Genomic DNA, 20,467 nt, shown 5'->3' with positions numbered 1-20,467 from the left:
CAATAACGGCCAATAACGGGGTCGGACCACGGTAACCCACGGAAAGATCGAAGGAAGATGGTCTAGAAAGGGTGTAATTGGAGCTTATCGCGGCCATTTTGGCCAGGAAAAGGGCCTTCCAGGGAGGGAAGCCATGCCACGGGCGAATCGCCATCACTTGCCGGGGCATGTCTGGCATATCACGCACCGGTGCCATAAGCAGGAGTTTCTGCTGAAGTTCGCGCGCGACCGCCGGTTGTGGCGGTACTGGTTGTATCAAGCGCGGCTACGCTATGGGCTGTGCGTGTTGAATTACATCGTCACGTCCAACCATGTGCACCTGCTGGTGCGGGATGAGGGACGTGGCGAGATCCCGCGGGCCATGCAGTTGATCGCGGGGCGGGTCGGCCAGACGTACAACCGGCGCAAGGGCCGGAAGGGCGCGTTCTGGGAGGACCGCTACCACGCCACGGCGGTCGAGACCGGCACCCATCTGGCGCGTTGTGTGGTGTACATTGACCTGAATATGGTTCGGGCGGGGGTGGTGCAGCATCCGCGTGAGTGGGGAGCCAGCGGCTATCGAGATATCCAGGAGCCTCCGGATCGGTACCGAGTACTAGACCAGCAAGCGCTGCTGGAGTCATTGGAGATTGGTTCGTTCTCAGAGCTGAGGGAATGCCATCGAATGTGGGTGGAGGATGCGCTAGCTCGGGATCCTGCCAACCGGGACGATCGCTGGACAACGTCCGTGGCCGTGGGCAGTCGGGCGTATTTGGACGAAGTGCAGAAGTCATTGGGGATACCCTCGCCGGGCCGCGAGGTGGACGAGTTTGGGGGATACGGCGTGTGTTCGTGAGGGTGCAGCGGGTTATGCCATGGACGGGCGGTTTTGACCATGAAAATGGCCTATAAGACATTCATAGACGGCTTCTTGACTGAAAGTTCCATTTGAAACAGTCAGGTAGCGAGGTCCGACCCCGCTCTTGGATCTTGTTTCCCGAATCCCGATGGGGCTGGAGCAGCCTACAGTGTGATGTCGGCTTCCAGGATCAGAAACACCAGCAGGGCGAGGGTGACGGCCCACAGCAGCAGATAGCCAGCCATGCTCTGCGCAGCGGCCTCCCGCTGAGCGCGTCCGCGCGGGCGCACCCCCTGATAGAGAAACACGAGCTTGGCCGACAGGTTCACGCACACTACGTTGACCGCCAGTAGCAGGAAGGCCATGTAGGCGGCGGAGAACTCGCCGGAGCCGAGCATGATGCCAACGGTTGCGGCTGGCGGCAGTAGGGCGACGGCCACCATCACGCCGACCAGAACCGTGGGCAGGCCGGTGGTGAGCGACAGCACTGCGGCGGCTCCGGACGCCAGCGCGAGAGCGACCGAGTCGAGACCGACTTCGGTGCGCATTTGCAGTTCGCGCGCACCGACGTCCACCGACATGACAGTGGCGAGCAGGATTCCGATCAGGATAGCTCCGCCGAGTCCAACCAGGTTGGTGCGCAGGGAGCGTCCGATTAGCCGGGTATCGGCCATGGAGGTCCCCAGCGCCAGGGCCAGGTTGGGACCCAGCAGCGGAGCGATGACCATCGCGCCAATCACCACGGCCACGTTGTCCTCCAGCAGACCAATGGCCGCGACGATGGTGGACAGCACCGTCAGCACGACGAACTGGCCGGTGAGGTCGGCGCCCCCTGCAACGTTGGTGTAGAGCTCTTCACGCGAGATTGCGCGGGCCTTCTTGCCGGTGCGTGCTGCATCCTTCTCGTCGGCGCTGGAGTCCTGCAGCGGGTCGGGCAGGACCGCCTCCACCGGCAGGACCATGATGCGCGCGGTCTCGACCGCGCCCAGCACACGATAGAGGTCGTCCAGCAGGCGCTGGCGGTATTCCGTGCTGACCAGCATGTGTACGGCCATGCGGTCACGGTTCTCGTCCACCCCGTGCCAGAGAACATCGACGGCCAGCCCGTCGGCGATTCCCAGTACGGTATCCAGATGCCCGGCCGGGCCGACGACTTCGATGATCTTGCTGCTCATGGGCGCCCCTTTGCTTTGCGGCATCATAGCAGGGGGGCTGGCACATCTTGCGACCAAAAGAAGGGCGACAAAAAAAGAAGAAAGAAGGGGACGCCCATGTTTCTAGCAGCGCGCCGCGCGGATCGCTCTACTTCCACTTTCCCGGCGGGAAGAATGACTTGGTCCTGGAGGCGGTTCGGGCCGGTGTGGCGGAGGCAAGCCGGGTGCTGCGGGATTGTCTGGGAAGTGCCCATGGCCCGGCCGAGGGGGTTCGCAGGTGTTTTCAGGCGGCGGCGGGCGAGATCAGCGAGTCCGGCTACGCGTTCGGCTGTCCGGTGGCGTCCATCGTGCTGGATATGCTGGAGGAGGAGTCCGCGCTCGCGGAAGGGTGGCATGCCAGCTTCGAGGAATGGAGGGTGATGTATCGGGATGCGCTTGTAGCGGCGGGCTTCAGGCCGTTCGAGCCGTCACCCTGGCCTGGACCATCACCTCCAGTCTGAGGGGGCTTTGATCTTTGCCCGCAGCGAACGGGACACCACCACCATCGCAGACGTTGGCAATGAGATGGCAGCCCTGATTGAAAACGCAGTGCGGCCGTAAACGTCGCCGTGGCAACGGGATGGCAAAACGGCAGACATGATTGTTGCGTCTCGATATGAGCTCGCAAGGCCTGACAACCGGCAGGCACTGCTTGAGCATTGTCGGAAGGGGGTCTAGCGTCACAGGGAAGGCCGGATGATGTCCCACGCGAACTATAACGGCCTCGTGGGACTGCCCGAGATACCGGGAAGGAGTGACCTCATGGCCAGCGATAACATCCCGACCGTGGACTGGCAGGACGGACAGAACGCGGCACGGGTGAAGTTCCAGGTGATGCACGAGGAGCCGGTGGTGTTGATGATGCCATCGGGTATGGACTGGTCGGTGGATGGCAGCGAGTTCGGGTGCACCGCTGACCCGGACAGCGGGATGCAGCGCAACTGCGAAGGTAGTGGCCTGCTGCGGAAGCTGGCCGAGCTCAACGATATGCCTAGGCTGAAGGACATCGCGGACGCCTGCGAGTATTCCGGCTCTCGTATTGATATCGATCCCGCCGGCGCACGCATCATTTTCCACGACTGAGCGTTGCTGGCGGCCATCGGCCGGGTCCACCGCAGGTGAAGGGAAGCGGATGATCTTCGTGTTCGAGATCCACCTCCGGCCGGGCTGTTCCGCCGAGGAGTATGCCGATGCCTGGGTGCGGGCCAGCCGGATCATCCAGCGGGCCCCCGGTGCCCGTGGCACCCGCTTGCACCGGAAGATTGGCGATCCGTACGTACTTCTGGCTATCGCGCACTGGGAATCAAAGGACAAGCGCGATGCGATGGAGGCGGAACAGGCGGACAGCGTGCGCCGCATCATCGAAGAGCAGGCGACGTGCGTGGACGTGCGGGTGATCGGCGAGTTCGCGGACGCCGAATGGCGCGTCGACCCACCAGGATCGGACGACACCGGTTGTCCCTGACACTTCGGGCGAAACAGGGAAGGGAACAGGGAAGAGGACACCCGTGATTTCTCGTTCTGCCAGGTCATCGAGGCGCGGGGCTTTGAGGATCTGGCGCCCACGTCAGCCCAGCCAGATCGGGGATTGTGAAACTCGAGATCCTCCTCTGTGTCCTATGCTCCCAGATTCGAGGGGATGACAGAGACGGCGAATCATGCCTCGATACAGTGATGGACGCCGCGAGGCGCTGCTGGCGAGGCTGCCGTGCCGCCGCCTCACGGTCTGACGGGGCGAGCAGGCTCTGGTATGGGAGATTTCAGGATGAGCGCGCAAACCATCGGGGAACTGCTGTCTTCCCGTTCCGTTCGCGAGGACCAGGACGCGGTCGTCTCCATGAGCCGCGATGGCTCCGATGCCCTCTCGCGGGGGGGACTGCTCGAACGGGCGGGGCGCCTGGCGGCCGGGTTGCAGCAGGCCGGAGTCGAGCAGGGCGACCGGGTCTTGATCCTGGCTCCCAACAGCGCCGAGTGGGTAGTGTCGGCCCTGGGCGTGATGAATGCCGGTGCGGTCCTCGTGCCCCTGGATACCCAGATGCCGCGCGAGGACCTGGACCACGCGATCTCGGATTCCGCACCGCGGTTCATCTTCACCACCACGAAACTCCGGGATCGGCTCCCCGAGGCACTTGGCGAGGTACGCACCTACCTGTTCGATGCGGACGCCGATGCCGCGGATGCCTGGGAGGGGCTTCTCGCGAAGGCGCCGGCAGACCCGGTGGCGGGCCCGGATGATATCGCGGCGATCTTCTATACGTCCGGTACTACGGGGCCGCCGAAGGGGGTACCGCTGACGCATGCCAACCTGAGCAGCAACGTGGAGGCGTTGTGCGACCAGGAGCTCGCGGACGATCGCGATCGGGTGCTGGTGCCCCTGCCATTTCACCATGTGTATCCGTTTACCGTGGGCATCCTGATCCCGCTGACCCTGGGCGCAACGATCATCGTGCCGTTCTCGCTGGTGGGTCCGCAGATCGTGCGCGCACTTCGCGAGGGCGAGGCCACGGTAATGCTTGGGGTGCCGCGGTTGTACGAGGCCGTGTGGCAGGCCCTGCAAGATCGGGTCGCGGGGCGCGGCGGGTTGGCGGCGTTCGTGTTCCGGCGGATCATCGGTGTCTCCAGGCTGGCGCGCCGCCGGCTCGGTCTCAACCTCGGCCGGAGGCTGCTGAAGGGCCTGCACAGTCGCCTGGCCCCGCGCCTGCGGCTGGTCGTCGCTGGCGGGTCGGCGCTCGATCCGGAGCTGGCGCGCAACCTGCAGGCGCTGGGCTGGGACGTGGCGACCGGCTACGGCCTTAGTGAGACCTCCCCGATCCTGACCTACAACCCGCCGGATCGGCTCAAGATCGAGGCCGCCGGTCTGCCGTTGCCCGGAGTCGAGCTCAAGATCGACGATTCGCAGTCTGGCGACGGGCGTGGCGAGGTGATGGCGCGCGGGCCGAACGTGTTCTCCGGCTACCTGAACCTGCCGGACAAGACCAAGGAAGCCCTGGACGAAGACGGCTGGTACCGCACCGGCGATACCGGCGAGATCGACGATGACGGTTATCTGCACCTGCACGGGCGGGAATCTTCGATGATCGTCCTCTCGGGCGGCGAGAACGTTGATCCGGAACGGGTGGAAGATGCATTGAAGACGATCGACGATGTACGCGAGGCCGGTGTTCTGGCGCACGAAGATCGCCTGGCCGCTGTCGTTGTGCCCGAATCGGGTCTGCTGCGCGAGGTGACCGGCGACGATCTCGAGAAGCGCCTGAAGGAGGCGGTGAACCGGGCGGCGAAGGAACTGCCAAGTCATCATCGCCCGGGCACGGTGCGCGTTGCGCTCGACCCGTTGCCGCGCACGCGCCTGGGCAAGCTGCGTCGGCACAAGCTGGAAGAGCTGTTCGAGGAGCTGGGTCGGGAGGACACCGTCTCCGAGGCGCGGCCGGAGCCGGTTTCGCCGGAATCCTGGGCGCCGGAAGACCAGCAGCTGCTGTCGGATCCTGCAGCGGAGCAGACATGGACCTATCTTGCGGAGCGGTTTCATGACCTGCGTCTGACGCCGGACAGCATGCTGGCAGACGAACTCGGGATCGATTCGCTCAACTGGGTGGATCTGACGCTTGCGCTGGAGGATCGCGCCGGCATCGACCTCGACGATTCGGCGATCGAGCGCGTGGAAACGGTGCGTGACCTGCTGAAGGAGGCGGCCGGAGCCGCGGAGGCGAAGGAAGGGCGAGGGGAGCTCAAGCAGCAGCTCCAGGATCCCGAGTCTTCCCTCGACTCCGTCCAGCAGCGTGCACTGGAGCCGCCGGGGACGGCCGGCCGGGTGGCCGGCCGTCTGCTCCTCGGGGGTGCGCGGCTGCTGGGCCGATTGTTGATGCGGGTGGAGGTGCAGGGCCGTCTCCCCGATCCGGACGCGGGTCCCCATATCCTCGCGCCGCGCCACCTGAGCTTCGTGGACCCGCTGGCGTTGCTGCCGGCGTTCAGCACGCGGCAGCTGGAGGCGCTGTACTGGGCGGGCCTGGAGGCCTATCTGTTTTCCAACCGGTTCTCCCGCGCGTTCAGCCGCATCGCGCGCATTCTACCGGTCGATCCCGCCGCGGCACCGCGACGCAGTCTCCTGCAGGCCGCCGCCACAGTGCAGCGTGGCCACAGCCTGGTCTGGTTTCCGGAAGGGCAGCGTTCCCCGGACGGCAGTCTCCAGCGCCTGCGGCCCGGCATCGGGCTGGTGCTCGCAGCGCAGCCCGTGCCGGTGGTGCCGATATGGATTGAGGGGACCCGTGAGGTGATGGCCCCGGGTCGGAGCTTCCCGCGGCCTGGTAAGAAGGTGCGCGTGATCATCGGCGAGCCGATTTCGGTCGATGCCTACGGCCAGGATGAGCGCGAGATCGTGCAGGTCCTTCAGGCTGCACTCGGGGACCTGGGAGGGGAACCCGCGGCCGAAGAAAAGAGGTAGTGGCTCGCACGAGGCGAGGCCACGCCATGGGGGCATATCGGGCCACAGGCGCTTGCGGCCCGCTCGTCGGAGTCGTCCTCAGGTAGGCCGAGGAGGCGGATAGAGGATCAATTGCGGTCGTCGCGCTGTACTTGCAGGCTTTCCTGTTCGCGCCATTCCATCTCCTTCTGTCGGAGGTAGGTGTTCTCGTCCAGCTCCCGCAGCTGTTCGGGATAGCGCTCGGTGAGGTCGAACCAGCGCGCCATGCGGAACGCCAGACGGTCCTCTTCCGCGACCTCAAGGCTCTCCAGATAGGCCTGGAATGCCAGGTAGAAGCGCATCACGTTGCGCTCGATGACACCTTGCAGACCGTCGACGTAGATCGGCCTCCCGGCGTTATCCTCCCCCACCACGGTGAAGCCGACCCGATCCCCGCCGCCGAAGCGGAGATAGAGGTTCAGGAAACCCCGGGCCAGGGCTCCGTAATCAACGGCATGCCGAACGTGGATAAGGGTCCGCTCGGGATCCAGAGGCACGGCCTCCAGGGTCATGCGGTAGTCCCGGATGCCGTAGGGCCCCCGGTCCCCTGCCAGTTTCACGGCCAGATAGTCCTCCTCGGAGATCTGGACCCGGAAGTCCAGGCCCACCCGATAGGCGTTTTCCGGGCGCTGGAAGCCCTTTCTGCTGATGTAGAGTTCGATGCCGGACCGCTCGCCGTCCCCATGGTGGACACAGGCCTTCACATTGATATGCAGGAAGAGGGATTCGCACCATACCGCCGCGGACCGGAATTCCTGGGACACCTGATGGAAGGGATGCTCGAGGATGGCGTCCACCTGGACCATGACGGTGTCGTTATCCTGATCGGAGTCCAGCCGTATCGGTTCGGCATCCAGAGGCGTGCGCTCGATGCCTTCGGTTGCGTCCTCGAGTCGCTCCGGCAGTGGTCCGTACTCGAGGGCAGACGCCGGGACCCACGCGCCGCCGAATACCGCCAGGGCCAGCACGGCCGAAATCAGGCCGCTACGCCGCGGGGGCGACCGTCCCGGCGGCAGATGGAGGCGCAAGGGTTGTTCCGTGTCCATACGGTGAGATTGGTCAAGGCCGGCGGAAAGTGCCAGTACCTGCTGTGCGACGCGGTAAGCACGAACGAGGTCCGGTCACGTTGACTGGAAGAACCGGCAGGGCCAGAGGTTCGAAGTTCGATCGAACGGGCAGGATTGGAAGTTCGATGCCGATGTCTGGCGGTGTCAGGCATTCGCTTCTGCGTGGTGCCGGCGATACAGCCGCCAGGACGCCAGTCCGACGAGTAGCGAAGCCAGCCCGCCGGTCACGAAGACCAGCGCCGGTGAAATGCCTGCCGGGCCGGTGAGCAGCCAGAACAGTACCGGGGCCACCAGCATCGCGGCGAATGCCAGGAAATTGCTGGCGGCGATGAAGCGGCCGCGTCGCTCGGCGGGACTGTGTCCCTGCAGATAGGCGGTGATCGGCACGATAAAGAATCCCGAGGCCACGCCCAGCAGCGCCATGAGCACCAGTGTCGCCGGGTAGCTGTCAGCGGCGAAAAACAACAGGGCGCTGATCAGGGCCGCGCCGATCATACCGGCCGGGGCGTGGTGCAGGGCAATTTCCCCACGCGACAGGTAGCCGGCCAGGATGCTGCCGGCGCCGATGCCAAGCGCCAGTGTGGTCAGGATGATGCCGGTGGCGAATTCGCCGAGTTCCAGGTGTACCTCGGCGAACAGGGGTACGTTCAGCTGGTACAGGGTGCCCAGTGCCCAGAACCACGCGATGCCCAGGATGACCAGGAACAGGATGCGGTGCGGACGAATCTCGTTGATCGACTGCACCACCGTCGCGAAGGCGTTGAGCCGGAACGGTGCGGGGTTGTCGGTGGCCACCGTCGGGGAGATGAAGAAGCTGGTTGCCAGGCCTGTAAGGGAGGATGCCACGATCAGTGCAGCCGGAATCCACAGATCCTCGCCGGCGAATTCCATCACGAACCCGGCCAGAGCGGTGCCAAGAATAATCGCCAGGAACGTCCACAGCTGGATGTGACCGTTGGCGCGGGAGAGCTGCTGGTAGCGCACCATCTCCGGCAGGATGCCGAACTTGGCCGGGCTGAAGAAGGTGCTTTGCAGGCCCATCAGGAAGGTGGTCAGGAGCAGCCCGACAAAGTTGTCGGTTATCAGCATCAGTGCGGCCGCCAGCAGAATCAGAGCCTCGGCCAGCCGCGTGGATACGATGACGCCCTTCTTGCTGTAGCGGTCGGAGATGTAGCCCGCCCAGGGAGAAAACAGCACGAACGGGAGCAGGAAGACGAAACCGACCAGACTGTAATAGAAGGTGCCCTCGCCCTCGGCGACGAACTCGCGCACGGCGATAAAGATGACCACCAGTCGGAAGAAATTGTCGTTCAGACCGTTGATGAACACGGTCGCCATGTGGGCGATGAAGCCCATTTTTCTTATATCGGATGTCCCGCTCATGGTGGCTGCCGGTTTGCGCGATTTCCAAGAAGGATTACAGGCAGGTCTGTACGGCGCAACAGGGCGGAGCGCCACATCCCGGATGGTGCGACGCCCCGCCCGCAATGGCCGTATTCCGTATATCGCGGGATAGCAGGCGGACTCAGGACTGGGTTGGGGGCCGGTGAGTGGGTCAGGTCCTGGATGTCAGCTTGTTTGTACGCTCCGGCGGTGGAGGTTGGCGGAACGGCTCACTCCATCACGCCGTGTTCGTAGCCGATGGCCCGAGCCTGTTCACGGAAAGATCGCAGTTGGGAGTCCGACGCCCCGAATTCCACGGACAGTTGCCGGGCCGCGTGCTCCTTCATTTGTTGGTACTCCGCAGTCACGTCCTGCCCAGCGCCGGCAGGGCTCTGGTCCCGCTGCATGGCCATTTGTTCCGCCACGTTTTCCATCTCCGCAAGGATTTCGTCTTTCTCGGCTTCGATGTCGCCGGCGGCCACGGGGGCGCCCAGTCCAACTGCTAAAAATACGGATCCCAGCAGCGCCAGGGAACGCTTTGGCGATGTGTTTTGCATGGTTCGCTCCTTCGTGTTGGTTCTCAGAGCATGCAGTGTCAGCAAGTGTCGCTGACGATTCTCACGTTGGAGATCCAGTGGCGTGACTTCAACGGGGGGCGGTTTTCGTGCGAGCGGTCTGAATGGAGCCCCGATCTTGGGTCCGGTCACCGCACGGCTTCCGGCCTTCCCGCAGAAACCCGAGTATGGATTGGCGAGCCTGTGATGCTAGTCTCGAATCAAAAGCCAAGCCCGGGAGTGGTGAATGGCGCATGGCAGGCGGATGCCCCGTGGGATAGCGACGCAAAGCGGCAAGCGAGTGGCCGCTAGCCAGTACTTCCTGCTGTTTCTGTTGCTCGTGCCATTGTCCCCTGCGATTCACGCGGATGCCGAGTTCACCGTGCAGCTGCGCTGGGAACATCAGTTCCAGTTTGCCGGCTACTACATGGCGCTCGAAAACGGCTACTACAAGGAGGCCGGGCTGGAGGTCGAGCTGCTGGAGGGCGGTCCGCATGCACTGCGTCCGGTAGGCGATCTACTGGACGGCCGCGTGGATTTTGCGATCAGCAACAGCGGCGTGTTGCTCGAGCGCATGGAGGGCAAGCCGGTGGTGGCGCTGGCCGCGATCGCCCAGACCTCTCCGATCGTCTGGATTGTGTTGGGGGACTCCGACATCCACACGCCGCTGGACCTTGCTGACAAGCGCCTGATGCTGATGCCACCGATGGAAAGCGCTGAGCTGCTGACGATGCTTCGGCGCGAGGGTATCGATCCCGATGAGCTCGACCTGATTCCGACCACACTCAATCTGGACGACCTGATTGAAGGCCGGGTGGACGCCTATGACGGCTACAGCTCAAACGAGCCGTGGTACCTGGAACACCGGGGTGTCGATTATCGGCTGCTGCGGCCGCGTGATTACGGGGTCAATTTCTACAACGACATCCTGATTACCCGCGAAGATCTGATCGAGCAACACCCCGACGAGGTGGACGCGTTTGTCGAGGCCACGCTGCGGGGCTGGCGCTACGCCCTGGACAACATCGACGAGGCCGTCGAGCTGATCCACCGGAAATATGCCCCGAACAAGAGTCGTGAGCATTTGCGATTCGAGGCCGAACAGTTGCGGGAACTGATCATGCCGGATCTCGTCTCCCTGGGGCACATGAATCCGGCGCGGTGGGAGCAGATCGGGGCCAAGTACGAAGCACTGGAAATGGTTTCGGGCCCGGTGGAGCTGGACGGTTTCCTTTATGAGGGACGATCGGAAACGGACTACACCTGGCTGAAGCGTGCGACCCTGCTGACGGTGGCGGTGATGGGCATGCTCGCACTCCTGGTGCTCCATTTTGTGCGGCTCAACCGGAAGCTTCAGCACGAGGCGAGCCGCCGCGTCGATGTCGAGCGCATGCTGCGCGAGAAGCAGGAAGAGCTTGTCCGGCTTGCCAGTACCGATCCTTTGACCGGGGCGTGGAATCGCCTGCGATTTGATAGAGAAGTCCGCCGCGAACTGCGGCGCAGCGAGCGTCACGGTTACCCGCTTTCCCTGATCTTCATGGATCTGGATCACTTCAAGGACATCAACGATCAGTTTGGTCACGCGGTAGGGGACGAAGTCCTGTGCCGGGTAACCGAGTGCGTGCAGAACGTGATGCGCGAATCGGATGGACTGTGTCGCTGGGGTGGCGAGGAATTTGTCGTGCTTGCGCCGCACACCGACCTCGACCAGGCCCGCCAGCTGGCGGAGCGGGTGCGGGAGGTGGTGTTGACCTCCGACTCGCGGGAGGGCGGTTCGGTCTCGGTCAGCCTTGGTGTGGCCGAACGTACGCCGGGAGAGCGACTGGAAGACTGGCTCAAGCGGGCCGACAACGCCCTGCTGCAGGCCAAGGATCAGGGCCGCAACCGGGTGGTGGTAGCGTCAGCCTGACAGGGCGGGGTCGCACCGGTCCCCCGCGACAATGAACTCTACGCCCCACGAACTCTCTTGAACGCGTTGAGCGGGATTATTGGTGGGCGGAGGGGCGTTTGCTTTGTAACCCCGATCGGTCCGTTCCGTACCGGTGGTACCTGTCTGGGCAACGTGTTGGGGTTTATCGCAATGAGCGCACCTCGTCGATGTCGGCCAGGGCGATCGGGATGACCATGTAGCCACTGCCGAAGCGCCGGCGCACGCGGATGTGCCCTTCGTGTACTTCGAGTAGTTCGCCGTTGCGGGCCCGTCCGTCGGCAAGGGTGATGCGGAGGCTGCGGCCAATGTGGTCGCCCAGTGTATTCAACGCGATGGTCGGTACACGCGGCGGCTCGGCGGTTTGACCCGAGGTATTGACAGGCGTGTCCCCCCGCGCGCCCGCAGCCGCGGCCTGTCTGGCGGGACGCGGGGAGATCGGGCGCAGATCCAGGCGACCGAAGGGCCGACCGGCCACGCTCAGACTGGACTCGACCTGCCCCAGCCACTGGGTCGGCGAGTCGAGGTTGGACCAAAGCAAGGCCGGATTTTCGATCGGGCCGAAGCGTACGGAGTAGCCCCGGGGCTGCTGGATGAAGTGGCCATAGGCCTCAACCATCAGGGGACCCGGTTGCACCCCGAAGGGTTCCCAGGCTTCGAGCCAAGCGGCTTTGTGGTGTTCGAGGTATTGCTGGTGCTCCATGCCCATCTCGGCCGCACACAACTCCATCAGAGCGGGATAGTACCCGCGGTCCTCGTAATCCACGGTCAGGGACCGCAACGAGGCCGTCATCAGGGCGGGCGCGACATCGCGGACCCGGTTCGAGGCCGCCTGGAGCTCGAAATGCCCCGTAGATGTGCCCAAGCCCAGCGGGCCCATGCCCAGGGTGCTGTGCACCGTAAAGCGGTTGTGCTGCTCTTCCAGGTGGTAGCGAATACTCATGTCCAGCGGGATGTCGCGATAGCCGAGGGCGGCCAGCAGGTCATCCGGCGGGGCGGCCTGATAGGAGCCGCAACCGGCGGTGTCGAGCCAAAGCGCCGGGACGTCGCCCTGTGCACCGGTCGTGAAGCCGGCTGGAAGGGTCAGGCCGTTGATGGCAAAGCCGAGTTGCCGGGGCAAGCGCCGGGCATCCAGGGTGTGCCGCAGGCGGAGGAGGTGCCAAAGGTTGCCGGTCTCCAGGGTGATGCGTTCGGCCCGTATGCGGCCCACGGCTGTATCGCGCGGTTCGAACAGGATCCGGTTCACATGAAGCTGGCCACCGAGGCCGATGCCGACGTCGGCGTAATGCAGCGTGCCGAGTGGCTGGAGGGTTTCCGCCATGTCGTCGAGCTTCTGTTCGACCTGGCGGATCTCGTAGTGGTAGTAGCCGATTCCTGCGGCGGCCACTGCAAGGACGCCCACGATCCATTTCCCTGGCATGTTTCCCCCTGCGGTTGCTCATGCGGGTCGCGTGATGCCGTGCCCGACGGCGGGATTGCCCTGTCCCGCGCTTAAAAGATAGCCGCTGTGCGGAGTTTCCGCACCTATATGCGGGTGTGACGGTGTCTTCGGGATCAGGTGGGCCACTGTGGGCTTCGGGCGCGGCGGTGCGTACAGAGGCTTCGGTTTGACCCCAATGCAGTTACGCGTTGATGGTGCAGCCATGAAGAGCTGGGCGGACGGTCGACAACAAGAGGGTGCGCTGCAGCAGCGGCGGAGTCCTGGCGAGTCGTGGGCTGCAACCCGCCGCAATACGCCGGGCCCCGTCCTGCGGCTCAATGCGGGCATCGTCGTCGGGTTGATTGTGGCCAGTGGCTGCACGCAGTCGGAGCAGGACGAGCCATCGCCGGGGGCACCAGGGCACGAAGAGGCCGCGATGATGGCTCCCCTCGAGATCGGCGATGACCACATTCGGGCCAGCAATGGCACCAAACTGCTCCGCATCGAGGATCTGCCCGGCGACATCCAGGTGGACGAGCAGACTGCCTTCGGTGCGGCCGACCGGTTCCGGGAGGCCGAGGCGTCCCCGGACGAAGCCTGGTTGGCGGTGACTACCAGCGGTGCGGCCCATGGCGCGGGCTGGCTGGTGCAGACGGACAGCGGCCAGGCGAGTCCGGCGGCGTTTCAGTATGGGGGAAGCGTCACGGTCGGGCCCTGGAGTGAGGATGGACGCTATGCGGTGTTCGTGCAGGAAGGGCCTGCTGGTGACCGCACTCTGACGGTGGTGGACCGTGAATCGCCGAGCGACTCGATGGACGCAAGCGCGTACCCGGTACGGGCCCCCGTGCACGACGATCTCAGCCCGGAGCAACGACAGTACGACGCGACTGGTTGGGCCGAAGGAAAGCTGCTGTTCCGCTTGGGGGACAAGCAGTGGGCGTTTGATCCAGAGGCAATGGCTGTTATGGCGAAATAGGGGCACGGTTGCCCTGCCCATCCAGCACTTTCGACACTGTCGTTCCATCCTTACGGAGAGTTGATGCTTTATTTGATATGAATCAATAAAAGCTGCGTGATCGAGGAGGATCGTGGTTCTCACCAGGCTCGGACTTAGGACCGGAGGTGAGACCATGGCAGACATCCCCCTCTCTCGTCGGCGCTTTCTGCAACTGGCCGGTTTGGCCGGCTTCGGTGCCGCCACTTACCCGGGTGCGCTGCTGGCGCAGTTCCGGTTCCTCTCGCCGGTCAGCGTCGAGAACCCGCTTGCCGATTATCCGGATCGCGACTGGGAGCAGATGTACCGGGATCTGTATCGGACCGACGGCTCCTTTGTCTTCACCTGCGCGCCTAACGATACCCACAACTGTCTGCTCCGGGCCTATTACAAGAACAAGGTCCTGGTGCGGATCGAGCCGACCTATGGCTACGGAAAGGCCACGGACCTGTACGGCAACCAGGCCTCCCACCGCTGGGATCCCCGCTGCTGCCAGAAGGGCCTGGTGCTGACCCGGCGCCTGTACGGCGACCGGCGGGTGAAGGGCGCCTTCCTGCGCAAGGGCTTCAAGGACTGGGTGGACCGTGGCTTTCCGCGTGATGCGGAGACCGGGAAACCGCCCGGCGAGTTGCTGAACCGGGGATGGGACGGCTGGATCAAGGTCGACTTCGAGGAGGCGGCCCAGTATCACGCTAAGGCCCTGAAGAACATCGCAGAAATCTACTCCGGGGACCAGGGCCGTCGGTATCTGGAGGCCCAGGGATACGAGTCGTCCATGATCGATGCGATGGAGGGCGCCGGCACCCGGACCATGAAGTACCGGGGCGGTATGGCCAAGCTCGGCGCCACCCGCATCCTGGGCAACTTCCGGATGGGCAACTCCATGGCGCTGCTGGACCACCACGTCCGCGGCGTGGACCCCGACGAGGCCAAGGGCAGCGGTGCCTGGGACTCGTACTCCTGGCATACCGACCTTCCCCCGGGGCACACCATGGTGTGCGGCGACCAGACCAACGATTTCGAGTTTCATGACTGCGAGAACGCCGAGGTGGTCATCGCCTGGGGCATGAACTGGATCTGCACCAAGATGCCCGACAGCCACTGGCTGACCGAGGCGCGGCTGAAGGGTGCCAAGACCATCGGCGTTACCGTCGAGTATTCGGCCACCGCCAACAAGTGCGATGACGTGATCGTGATCCGTCCCGGCACCGACCCGGCCCTGGCGCTGGGTGCGGCCGGCGTGATTATGAGGGAGGGCCGTTATGACGAGTCCTTCGTCAAGGGGTACACCGATCTTCCGGCGCTGGTCAGGATGGACACGCTGGAGCGTCTGAAGGCCACCGATGTGTTCCCCGACCATCAGGACGCCGAGCCGGACAACTGGACCCATGTGCTGGCGGAAGGGGAAGAGGCCCCGCTTACCCACCAGCAGGAAGGCCGCTACATCCCGGCGCACCTGAAAGGTGATTTCGCGGACTACGTGGTCTGGGATCGGAACGAGGACAAGCCGGCGGCAGTGGCCACCGACCAGGTGGGCGATCACTTCGAGAAGCTGGGGGTGGATCCGGCCCTGGAGGGCGAGTTCGAGGTACCGCTGGCCAACGGCGAGACCGTCAAGGTGCGGCCGGTCTTCGACCTGACCCGGCAGTACATCGACGAGAACCTCCAGCCCGAGCAGGTCAGCAAGATTACCTGGGCACCCGCCGAGGCCGTGACCCGGCTGGCCAACGATATTGCCGATCACCCGGGCAAGACGCTGATCGCGTGCGGCATGGGCCCGAACCAGTTCTGGAACAACGACAACAAGGATCGCGCGATCTTCATGCTGGTGGCGCTGACCGGCAGCGTGGGTCGCCACGGGGGCAATATCGGCAGCTACGCCGGCAACTACCGGGTCACGCTGTTCTCCGGGGCCGGTGAGTGGACCTCCGAGGACCCGTTCGACATCCAGCTGGACCCGAACGGGGAAGTGAAGCGGCGTTCCACCATCCGTTACGAGTCCATGCACTACTGGTCGAACGGCGAACGGATCATGAAGGCCGGGGACAAGGTCATCACCACCGGCAACCATGTGCCCACGCCGACCAAGGCGATCTGGCAGGCCAACTCCAATTCCAGCCTGGGCAACACCAAGGGCCACTACGACGTGGTCAACAACACGCTGCCCAACACGGAACTGGTGGTCTACAACGACTGGTGGTGGACCGGGTCCTGCGAGTACAGCGACATCGTCTACGGGGTGGACTCCTGGATGGAGTTCAAGTACCCGGACATGACCGCCTCGAACACCAACCCGTTCCTCCAGGTATTCCCCTCCACGCCGCTGCGGCGGACCTACGGCACCATCCACGACATGGAGACCTATCTCCTGGTATCCCGGGCCCTGGCCGAGGAGACGGGGGACCAGCGGTTCGAGGACTACTGGAAGTTTGTCGCCGACAACCGGGTGGACATCTACCTGCAGCGGATCCTGGATTACTCGGCGGCCACGCGCGGCTACCGATTCGAGACCATTAACGGGCTTGCCCGCCGGGGCGTACCCGCCCTGATGAATACCCGGACCTACCCGCGGATCTTCAGTTACGAACAGGTGCACGAATCCAAGCCCTGGTACACCAAGACCGGGCGGCTGGAGTTCTACCGTCCGGAGCAGGAGTTCATCGAGGCGGGCGAGAATCTGGTCGTCTATCGCGAGCCCTCGGATTCAACCTTCCACGAGCCCTGCGTGATCCTGGCCAAGGACCATCCGGCGATCCGCCCCAAAGTGCCGGAGGACTGGGGCATGGACCCGGACGACCTGGGCCACCAGCCCCGCCAGATGCGAAACGTCGTTCGGACCGGGGAAGAGATCCTGGCCAGCAAGCACCCACTGCTGGGGGATGGCTACCGCTACATCTTCCACACGCCGAAGTACCGGCATGGCGCCCACACGACCCCGATCGACACCGACTACATGATGGTGCTGTTCGGGCCCTTCGGCGATATCTACCGGCGCGACAAGCGGATGCCCGGCTCCAGCGAACTGTATGTGGACATCCACCCCGACGACGCCCGCGAGCTGGGCGTCGAGGACGGGGACTATGTCTGGATCGACGGGGATCCCAAGGAGCTGCCGTTCCGCGGCTGGCAGGAAGAGGGCAAGGAGGAGGCCTACAAGGTGGCCCGCCTCATGGCCCGGGCGCGGTACTACCCCGGCACGCCGCCGGGGGTCACACGGATGTGGTTCAACGGCTACATGGCTACCCCGGGCTCGGTGAAGGGGCACGAGGAACGGGAGGACGGTCTCGCCAAGAACCCCGAGACCAACTACCAGTCCATGTTCCGCTACGGCGGACACCAGAGCTTGACCCGCTCCTGGCTCAAGCCCACCCATCAGACCAACAGTCTGGTCTGGAGGAGCCTGTTCAGCCATGTCCAGGGCCGCGGTTTCGCCGCGGATGTCCACTGCGTGACGGGTGCCCCCCGCGAGGCCATGGCGAAGATCACCAAGGCCGAACCGGGCGGCATCGGGGGCGAGGGCGCCTGGCGCCCCGTCACCCTGGGGCTGCGGCCCACGTCTGAAAGCGACGCCATGAAACGCTATCTCGCGGGCGACTTCATCCGCGATACCGACGAATAACGGCTCAAGGAGACTCGCCATGTCCCGCGTCTACAACTGGCAACTCGGTCGCGAGATGGACTACCCCTTCGAGGGGGTCCGGCCCGAGAAACAATTCGCCATGATCTTCGATACCAACAAGTGCATCGCCTGCCAGACCTGCACGGTCGCCTGCAAGACGACCTGGACCTCGGGGCGTGGCCAGGAGCAGATGCTCTGGAACAACGTCGAAACCAAGCCCTACGGCTACTACCCGCTGGGCTGGGATGTGAACATTCTGGACAAGCACGGCGTGCAGGAGATGGATGGCCCCGAATACCAGGGCAGGACCCTGTTCGAGGCGGCCCCGGATGGCGAGATCGTCCTGGGCTATACACCCGATGACGAGGACTGGGCCTATCCCAACATCGGGGAAGACGACTGCACCGGATCCATGGAGCAGGGGGCGCTGCTGACCATGCCGCACATGCAGTGGATGTACTACCTGCCCCGCATCTGCAATCACTGCACCTATCCCGCCTGCCTGTCCGCCTGCCCCCGGCAGTCCATCTACAAGCGGCCGGAAGACGGGATCGTTCTCCTGGACCAGCAGCGCTGCCGGGGTTACCGGGAATGCGTCAAGGGATGTCCCTACAAGAAGGTGATGTTCAACCCGGTTACGCGTGTGTCGGAGAAGTGCATCGGCTGCTACCCGGCCATCGAGAACAACCGGCAGACCCAGTGCACGATCACCTGCATCGGCAAGATCCGGCTCCAGGGCTTCATCTCCCGGCCCGACGAGATCCGCGAGGACAACCCCATGGATTACCTGATCCATGTGGCCAAGATCGGCAAGCCGCTCTACCCCCAGTTTGGCCTGGAGCCGAACACCTTCTATATCCCGCCGATCCATGTCCCGCCGCAGTACCTGCGGCAGATGTTCGGCTGGGGCGTGGAGGACGCCATCGACACCTACAAGCGTGCGAGTGAGGACCCCCAGCTGCTGGGTGCGATGCTCCTGTTCGGCGCCACCCCCGAGATCATTCACCACTTCAAGGTCGAGGGAAGGAACGTGATCGGCTACGACGCCAAACGCGCCGAGGTGGTGCGGGTACCGATGCGCGAGCCCATCTACATGCGGGTCGAGTACGACTCGGATCTCGACGTGCACCGGACCAATGTGACCTGACAGGAGGGCCAGCCATGAACAAGACCGCATTGCACCGCAGCCTGGCCACCCTGGTGGTGGCCATGGTCGTGGCACCCATGGCCGCGGCCGATACCCTGCGCGCAGTCCCGGTGGATGCCACCGGGCCCTTCAACGATCCGGAGGCGGCGTTCTGGGAAGAGGCGCCCACTGTGACGGTACGCCTGAACCCCCAGCAGGTCACGCGGCCTCATCACGCCGATATCGCGGTGACCGAGCTGACGGTCAGGGCCGTCAACAACGGGACCTGGCTCGGGATCCTGATCGAATGGGAGGACGACACCCGCGATGACTGGTTCCTGACGGACGCCTTTGGCGACCAGGTGGCGGTCCAGTTTCCCGTGGAGGGACCCGCCAGCCCGATGATGGGCAATCCTGGGGGCAAGGTGAACATCCTCCAGTGGCGGGCCGCGTTTCAGCGCGATCTGGTCGATGGAGAGCCGGACATAAGGGATCTCTATCCCTATGCCCTGGTCGACGTTTATCCGGACGAGGTGCTGAGAGTCACCGACGCCCGGGCCTTTGCCGGGGCCATGGGTGTGGATAATCCGGTGGCCCGACCATTCGAAAGCCCCGTGCTGGAACAGATGGCGGAGGGATGGGGCAGCCTCACCGTCAAACCCATGCAGCATGCCGACGGCTGGGGTGTCTGGGAGGACGGGACCTGGCGCGTTGCGATCACACGGCCCGCCAACCAAGTGATGCCCGGCGATCCCGATCTCTCCCCGGGAACCGATACCCTTGCAGCCTTCGCTGTCTGGGACGGGGGAAACCGCGAAGTGGGTGGCCGCAAGTCCTGGTCCAGCTGGATCGACCTTAAGGTCGAGGAGTGAGCACATGTGCAGCGCGCAAAACCAATCACCGGAGCCCCAGATCTCTGATCTCCTCGCGCGGGCCTACCGATTTCGGATTCTGGGCACCTGTTTTGCCTATCCAGGACTCGGGGACGGCGCGAGGATCCACCAGGCACTGGAAGCGGCCGTTACTCCCCAGATCCTCGCCGTGCTTCCATCGGGATCCTCGGTGGTGGAAGTCTGGGCAGCAGCCGACGACGAAACCCTTAGGGCGGAGTACACGCGCCTGTTCATGGGCCGGACGGCCTGTTCCCTACACTCGGCCACTTATGCTGGCAGTACCCAGCTCGCCGGGCCGGGTCCGCTGCTGGCGGATATCAGCGGCTTCTACCAGGCCTTTGGCCTCGACACGTCGGATGAGGACGCCGAGCGACCCGATCACCTGGCCGTTCAGCTGGGGTTCTACGGGATCCTGCTGGTCAAGGAGGCCTACGCCATTTCCGAGGGGTGGGACGAACACGCGGAGGTAACCCATGAAGCCGTGGTCCGATTCCTGACGGACCATCTGGGAGGGTGGCAGGGCGTCTTGCTGCCGCTGCTGCGGGAGCAGAATGCCGCCTCCCCCTATCCGGAGACCGCGGCATGGCTGGACGAGGCACTCGCCGACGAGTGCGCCCGCCTCAATGTGGACCCAACGCCCTTCAAGTGCCCGCTCGAAGACCCCCTCCAGGCCGACGAGTTCATCTGTCCGCACGGTACGGGCGGAAGCGCCAGGGCACCCGCCGAGCAGCCGGTTCACTTCCAGCACCGGGAGGGCGCTCAGCACTGAGCGTGCACCATACGGGTGAAGGCAACAGTGGGCCTGGACACACGACAGCGATTTCACGCCAGGCTGCGGGTCAGTGTGGGGCACTACGCCACGTGCTGACCGCCAAGAATTGCCGGGCCATCCCTGGCCTGTTGCCCTTCTGCTGGCTGCATTCTTGTCTACGGTCTATTGTTGAACAGAGTGTGTTGAGCCGGCAGGCGGGTGCGCCGATCGCCCGGATTCCGTGGA

The 20,467-nt window shown here is 64.3% G+C and carries 15 protein-coding genes and 1 pseudogene; 11 read left to right on the top strand and 5 right to left on the bottom strand.

Going from position 1 to position 20,467, the window contains the following annotated elements:
- Positions 1–133: 133 nt before the first annotated feature.
- Positions 134–872 (top strand): annotated as a pseudogene (locus F623_RS0110730) (transposase).
- A gap of 130 nt (positions 873–1,002) precedes the next feature.
- On the opposite strand, the gene F623_RS0110725 reads toward F623_RS0110730, so the two are convergent.
- Complete coding sequence (locus tag F623_RS0110725; protein ID WP_018868544.1) at positions 1,003–2,013, bottom strand: TIGR00341 family protein; 1,011 nt, start codon at positions 2,011–2,013, stop codon at positions 1,003–1,005.
- Positions 2,014–2,060: 47 nt separating this feature from the next.
- Here F623_RS0110725 and F623_RS12915 point away from each other — a divergent pair, with 47 nt between their 5' ends.
- The 4 genes from F623_RS12915 to F623_RS0110705 all read left to right on the top strand — a co-directional run bounded on the left by F623_RS12915 (position 2,061) and on the right by F623_RS0110705 (position 6,469).
- A complete protein-coding gene (locus F623_RS12915) occupies positions 2,061–2,492 on the top strand; it encodes a TetR/AcrR family transcriptional regulator (RefSeq protein WP_231367706.1) in 432 nt (143 codons plus the stop codon).
- Between the two features lie 301 nt (positions 2,493–2,793).
- Positions 2,794–3,114, top strand: coding sequence for a hypothetical protein (locus F623_RS0110715; RefSeq protein WP_018861569.1), 321 nt, complete (start codon positions 2,794–2,796; stop codon positions 3,112–3,114).
- A 49-nt stretch (positions 3,115–3,163) separates the two neighbouring features.
- Complete coding sequence (locus F623_RS0110710; protein WP_018868543.1) at positions 3,164–3,496, top strand: antibiotic biosynthesis monooxygenase; 333 nt, start codon at positions 3,164–3,166, stop codon at positions 3,494–3,496.
- Between the two features lie 300 nt (positions 3,497–3,796).
- Positions 3,797–6,469 (top strand): AMP-binding protein, encoded by a 2,673-nt coding sequence (locus tag F623_RS0110705; protein WP_018868542.1) that lies wholly within the window; start codon positions 3,797–3,799, stop codon positions 6,467–6,469.
- A gap of 107 nt (positions 6,470–6,576) precedes the next feature.
- Here the strand turns inward: F623_RS0110705 and F623_RS0110700 are convergent, their stop codons facing one another.
- The 3 genes from F623_RS0110700 to F623_RS0110690 all read right to left on the bottom strand — a co-directional run bounded on the left by F623_RS0110700 (position 6,577) and on the right by F623_RS0110690 (position 9,644).
- On the bottom strand, positions 6,577–7,515 hold the full coding sequence (locus F623_RS0110700) for a hypothetical protein (RefSeq protein ID WP_018868541.1): 939 nt from the start codon (positions 7,513–7,515) through the stop codon (positions 6,577–6,579).
- Positions 7,516–7,698: 183 nt separating this feature from the next.
- Positions 7,699–8,937, bottom strand: coding sequence for an MFS transporter (locus F623_RS0110695; protein ID WP_026278673.1), 1,239 nt, complete (start codon positions 8,935–8,937; stop codon positions 7,699–7,701).
- A gap of 230 nt (positions 8,938–9,167) precedes the next feature.
- Positions 9,168–9,644, bottom strand: a complete 477-nt coding sequence (locus F623_RS0110690) for a hypothetical protein (protein ID WP_231367705.1) — start codon at positions 9,642–9,644, stop codon at positions 9,168–9,170.
- Positions 9,645–9,738: 94 nt separating this feature from the next.
- Here F623_RS0110690 and F623_RS0110685 point away from each other — a divergent pair, with 94 nt between their 5' ends.
- Entirely contained in the window at positions 9,739–11,400 is a 1,662-nt protein-coding gene (locus tag F623_RS0110685; RefSeq protein WP_231367704.1) for a GGDEF domain-containing protein, read from the top strand.
- Positions 11,401–11,563: 163 nt separating this feature from the next.
- Here the strand turns inward: F623_RS0110685 and F623_RS0110680 are convergent, their stop codons facing one another.
- A complete protein-coding gene (locus F623_RS0110680; protein WP_026278672.1) occupies positions 11,564–12,838 on the bottom strand; it encodes a hypothetical protein in 1,275 nt (424 codons plus the stop codon).
- A gap of 196 nt (positions 12,839–13,034) precedes the next feature.
- On the opposite strand from F623_RS0110680, the gene F623_RS0110675 reads away from it, so the two are divergent.
- The 5 genes from F623_RS0110675 to F623_RS0110655 all read left to right on the top strand — a co-directional run bounded on the left by F623_RS0110675 (position 13,035) and on the right by F623_RS0110655 (position 20,239).
- On the top strand, positions 13,035–13,814 hold the full coding sequence (locus F623_RS0110675; protein ID WP_026279381.1) for a hypothetical protein: 780 nt from the start codon (positions 13,035–13,037) through the stop codon (positions 13,812–13,814).
- A gap of 154 nt (positions 13,815–13,968) precedes the next feature.
- On the top strand, positions 13,969–17,451 hold the full coding sequence (locus tag F623_RS0110670; protein ID WP_018868538.1) for a molybdopterin-dependent oxidoreductase: 3,483 nt from the start codon (positions 13,969–13,971) through the stop codon (positions 17,449–17,451).
- A gap of 19 nt (positions 17,452–17,470) precedes the next feature.
- Positions 17,471–18,598, top strand: coding sequence for a 4Fe-4S dicluster domain-containing protein (locus F623_RS0110665; protein ID WP_018868537.1), 1,128 nt, complete (start codon positions 17,471–17,473; stop codon positions 18,596–18,598).
- Between the two features lie 14 nt (positions 18,599–18,612).
- Positions 18,613–19,449 (top strand): ethylbenzene dehydrogenase-related protein, encoded by an 837-nt coding sequence (locus tag F623_RS0110660; RefSeq protein WP_018868536.1) that lies wholly within the window; start codon positions 18,613–18,615, stop codon positions 19,447–19,449.
- Positions 19,450–19,642: 193 nt separating this feature from the next.
- Positions 19,643–20,239, top strand: coding sequence for a molecular chaperone TorD family protein (locus F623_RS0110655; protein WP_231367703.1), 597 nt, complete (start codon positions 19,643–19,645; stop codon positions 20,237–20,239).
- Positions 20,240–20,467 lie beyond the last annotated feature (228 nt).

Source organism: Thioalkalivibrio sp. ALD1 (assembly GCF_000381245.1).
GTDB lineage: Bacteria > Pseudomonadota > Gammaproteobacteria > Ectothiorhodospirales > Ectothiorhodospiraceae > Thioalkalivibrio.
This window is presented reverse-complemented; position numbering and strand designations above follow the sequence as displayed.

Coding starts and splice junctions, on each gene's coding strand:
- F623_RS0110725 (WP_018868544.1), bottom strand. CDS start 2,013: ATGAGCAGCAAGATCATCGAAGTCGTCGGCCCGGCCGGGCATCTGGAT.
- F623_RS0110715 (WP_018861569.1), top strand. CDS start 2,794: ATGGCCAGCGATAACATCCCGACCGTGGACTGGCAGGACGGACAGAAC.
- F623_RS0110710 (WP_018868543.1), top strand. CDS start 3,164: ATGATCTTCGTGTTCGAGATCCACCTCCGGCCGGGCTGTTCCGCCGAG.
- F623_RS0110705 (WP_018868542.1), top strand. CDS start 3,797: ATGAGCGCGCAAACCATCGGGGAACTGCTGTCTTCCCGTTCCGTTCGC.
- F623_RS0110695 (WP_026278673.1), bottom strand. CDS start 8,937: ATGAGCGGGACATCCGATATAAGAAAAATGGGCTTCATCGCCCACATG.
- F623_RS0110685 (WP_231367704.1), top strand. CDS start 9,739: ATGGCGCATGGCAGGCGGATGCCCCGTGGGATAGCGACGCAAAGCGGC.
- F623_RS0110680 (WP_026278672.1), bottom strand. CDS start 12,838: ATGCCAGGGAAATGGATCGTGGGCGTCCTTGCAGTGGCCGCCGCAGGA.
- F623_RS0110675 (WP_026279381.1), top strand. CDS start 13,035: ATGCAGTTACGCGTTGATGGTGCAGCCATGAAGAGCTGGGCGGACGGT.
- F623_RS0110670 (WP_018868538.1), top strand. CDS start 13,969: ATGGCAGACATCCCCCTCTCTCGTCGGCGCTTTCTGCAACTGGCCGGT.
- F623_RS0110665 (WP_018868537.1), top strand. CDS start 17,471: ATGTCCCGCGTCTACAACTGGCAACTCGGTCGCGAGATGGACTACCCC.
- F623_RS0110660 (WP_018868536.1), top strand. CDS start 18,613: ATGAACAAGACCGCATTGCACCGCAGCCTGGCCACCCTGGTGGTGGCC.